This window comes from Candidatus Parvarchaeota archaeon (assembly GCA_016866895.1).
Taxonomy (GTDB): domain Archaea; phylum Micrarchaeota; class Micrarchaeia; order Anstonellales; family VGKX01; genus VGKX01.
In genome coordinates, this window is the sequence record VGKX01000137.1 from 1 (window position 1) to 3,469 (window position 3,469).

Sequence of the window (3,469 nt, forward strand, 5' to 3'; positions counted from 1 at the left end):
ATTTATGAAATCTGAAAGCTTTTCATTTATTGTCCTGTCATAGAACTTCCCGTGCAATGTCAGCTTGCCCCCTGCAACCGTGCAGGGCACTGCAAGCTCCTTTGAAAAGTACTTTGTAAGAAGCTCGGGCTCGCGCCTAATCTTGCCCACTATTGAGTCAAAGTTCTTGAATATAGTCTTGCTTCCCTGCAGAAATGTCTCTGCAACTGGCATCTCAAACCTTTCGGAAACCTCTGATTTGTGGGGCAAAGCTGCATACGCCCGGTCCAAAAGCTTTTCATAGTCCATAATATTGCCTGTCAATTTATTACCTGTTTGTTATCTCAAGTTGGGCTATTCTGTGCAGTTTCTCAAATGCAGTTAACTATTGCTAGCTAATCTCGATTTTGTAATTATGCAAGCTGGTCTTTATAAAGCAGCACGTCTGTAAATCCCTGTAATTTTCTCAAAGCCCGGCAAATCTTGCGACCAGTATTGCAGCAACCCCTCCAAGGCAAATTGGTGGCAAGGCAGGCAAAAACACCCGCCTTTCGCTTACAAACTTCAAAAGCACGTAAATTGCAATGCTTGAGCCGATAACAGAGGCCAATGCCACCGCCGCCCCGCCAAAGGCATATGCCGACACGGAAAGCATTGCAGGTATGGACAAGTCGCCTGTCCCAAGGTCAAGCCGCGCCCCCTCCTGCTCGACTTCCTCAACAATCTTCTTTTTCCCCACCATCCTTTCCTGCATCACCTTTTTCACTTCCCTTGCGCTGACTGCAAATGACATCTGCCTGACATCCAGCTCCCTTGCCATTGTCACCATGTGCTTTGTCTTGAAAACCGCCAGGTAATCATATGCAGAAAGCAGCAGAATCAAAAGAAGCGTCGGGTAAAACCCTATTGAAAAGCCAAATATGGCTCCAACCCCCGCACTTGAAACAACGGCAGCCAGGTTCTTTGTTTTTGGCCTTAGGAATTTCAGGGCCGCAAAGCCAAACGAAATCCCCAGGGTGAAAAGTATGAGTAAGTCTGCGCTTAAGGCCTGCCCTGCGCCTGCCTGCCACGCCTTGAAAAGAAGCACGAAAAAAACTATATTGGAGGCGGAGAAAATGACTGCAAACTCAATCAGGTTGAACAGCATTGCCCCCTTGTAATACTTTATCACCAATAGCATAATGCCTGCGCCTGCCAAAATGTAGCCAATCATTATTACCGAGTTGAGGATGCTGTCAGGGTTGCCCTTGACTGGGGAAACTGAAAATTCCTTGAATTCAGGAATGATTTTTGCATTTTCCACAAGTTGGCTTCCAACATAAACCCCAAGCAACTGCGTGGCTATGAACATAATCAATATTTTGTCAATTACAGAAAGTTTCATAATCTCACCGCAGCCTTTCCTCCAATTTGGAGCTTGGGCTATAAATCAGTTGCCTTTTCCCCAAGCCTGGCTTTCCCCCTCCTGCCTTGGGCCTTCAAGCCAGTTTCTTCCTTCAGGGGTTGACAAGCTTCACATGCCCATGCTCCTTTTTGTATAGTTCGCCTTTGTAAAGCAAGTCGTCAATTATCCGCTTTACAGCATCTTCCTTTATGTCGTACTTTGCTGAAGCCTCGTCAACAACTTTCTGAACCTCAACCGTGTCGTACTCTGCCTGCAGCTGCCTGATTATCTGGACAACAGTCTGTATCCTGTCTTTTTGCGACTTTGGTATGCCTGTAGCCACGATGTCAATGTCTATTGCCTTGGTAGTCTTGTCCATGTAGACAGACTCAAGCACGTAATTCACAAGCCTTATCGCCCTTTCGGCATCCTCTATCTCCACCCTGTCCGAAAGCCTGATTTTTGCCGAAGCCTCGCTCATCCTAATAAGCCCTTCAATCTGCCTTGCGGTAATTGGAACAGCCCCGCCTTTTGAGGCGCTCTCGGAGCGCAGCCTTACATAAAAGTCCCTGATTTTGTCCGCAGCCTCGTTTGTCAGTATCGGATAGATGTGCTTTCTTGCATATGCAACGTACTTTCGAAGCATCGGCCTTTCAATTAACTCAATATCAGGAACCTCCTGCTCCTTTGTTGCAGCCTTCTGGTGCATCCTTAAAATGTGCTGCGCAAGCCGCGTGTCCTTCTCTTCATCCATCCTGTCAAATACGGGGAAAATCAGGTCAAACCTTGAAAGAAGGGTCGGCGGTATTTCAAACTGCTTGCCTGGCAGGTCGTTTGGGTCAAAGCGCCCAAGCTTGGGGTTTGCCGCAGCCAGTATCGCGGTTTTTGCGTTGAATTTTGCCACAATGCCGGCTTTTGCAATTGAAACAGTCTGGGACTCCATGACCTCGTGCATTGCAGCCCGCTCGGTGTCATCGATTTTGTCAAACTCGTCTATTGCAACAATGCCGCCTGATGCAAGCACAAGTGCGCCTGCCTTCAAAGTCCATCCACCCTCCCCAAGCTCGTCCTTTTCCGCACTTGCCGTAAGGCCGACTCCAGTCACGGATTTGCCTGACACAAATGTGCTTTTTGGGGCCAGGTCAATAACGTTTTGCAAAAACCTTGTCTTTGCAGCACCCGGGTCGCCAATGAGAAGCACGTGTATGTCGTCCCTGATTTTGCTTCCTGATTTTGTAATCTTGTCCTTTGTGCCGCCAAATACCTGAAGCAACAGGGCCTCCTTAATCTGGTCGTGCCCGTAAATGTCTGGGGCAAGGGACTTGATTAGCGAGCGGTATAGGTTGACCCCCTTTGCCATGTCCAGTATCTTTTTCTTCTCATCCTCGTCAATGTCAAGTTCCTCAAAGTCCCGCTGCAGCCTTCGCACATGGACAATCTCAAGATACCTGCTATAAACTTGCGCAATCGGCGTTGCCTTTCCCTTGGCTTTTGGCGGCATGGTTATCCTCATAATGCCTGTGAACTCAAGGGTGTCGCCTGGGGTAAAGCTGTTTACCATGTCATCTTCTATTATTATCTCAAGCCGTGCAGTCGGCGCGCCGCCCTTGAGCCTTTCAAGAAGCTCCTGGATTTCTGCCTTTTGAAGGTCGACAAAATAAGACTTTTCCTGCACCAGGCTCAAAGTCTGGCGCTTGCAGCTGTCGCAGGTTGTAGGTGCGGCAGAGTTCTTGGCAGTCATGGGCACCTTGTAGGAGGCGTTGCATAGCGAGCAGACGTAGACTGCAACTTTAACCCTGTGGCGCACCTCTGCCCTTTTTGTGACAACCCCCCTCACCGCAATCAGCTTGTCTATGTGCGTGGAGGAGATGTTTTGCACCATAAGCTCGGAGCCTGGGACATTGAATACCCTGACATGCGGCTCAAAACCTGTTTCAGGCATCGAAAGGTTCATGCCAACAAGCGCCTGTGTTGCGGCCTTCAGGTAGTCGTCGGGGTTTTCCAATAGCGCATCTGCCAAATCAGGGTCAAATCTTGCAAGCTCGGCAAAATCCAGCTGCAGGCTTCTTTTTCCTGGATAACTTGTAACAAGCTCGTTAATCTGCT

General features: G+C 48.6%; 3 protein-coding genes. All 3 read right to left on the reverse strand.

What is annotated here, in order from left to right; all coding sequences use genetic code 11:
- Window positions 1-288, reverse strand: a 288-nt coding sequence (locus FJZ26_05000; protein ID MBM3229764.1) for a translation initiation factor IF-2 subunit beta, incomplete at its 3' end; no start/stop codon positions are given.
- A gap of 157 nt (window positions 289-445) precedes the next feature.
- On the reverse strand, window positions 446-1,363 hold the full coding sequence (locus tag FJZ26_05005; protein ID MBM3229765.1) for a hypothetical protein: 918 nt from the start codon (window positions 1,361-1,363) through the stop codon (window positions 446-448).
- 112 nt (window positions 1,364-1,475) lie between these two features.
- The coding region (locus FJZ26_05010) for a minichromosome maintenance protein MCM (protein ID MBM3229766.1) at window positions 1,476-3,469 on the reverse strand (1,994 nt) is incomplete at its 5' end.